Source organism: Neoluteolibacter marinus (assembly GCF_014904755.1).
Classification (GTDB): domain Bacteria; phylum Verrucomicrobiota; class Verrucomicrobiia; order Verrucomicrobiales; family Akkermansiaceae; genus Haloferula; species Haloferula marina.
In genome coordinates, this window is sequence record NZ_JACZFQ010000332.1 from 1 (window position 1) to 224 (window position 224).

A 224-nucleotide genomic window follows, 5' to 3' on the forward strand; every position below is an offset into this window, starting at 1 on the left:
CTGGCCGCTGGCCGTCATGCCGACCAAGCAGGCCACGGACGCCAACTACAAGCGGGTCCTGGCCTGGGCCATGGACCCCGAGCACCTGCGCGGGATGCGCATGGGCGTGGCGGGGCACAACATCTTCGACATCGCCTTCGCCAAGCTGCTCGCCGAGCAGCGCGGGGTCTCCGAGCGCATCGAGTTCGAGATGCTGCAGGGCATGGCCGCCGAGCAGTCGATCG

The 224-nt window shown here is 69.2% G+C and carries 1 protein-coding gene; it reads left to right on the forward strand.

All coding sequences use genetic code 11. The annotated features are described in order from the left end of the window. Positions 1-224 (forward strand): proline dehydrogenase family protein (locus tag IG178_RS25130; protein ID WP_193215289.1); only part of this gene is annotated, 224 nt, incomplete at both ends.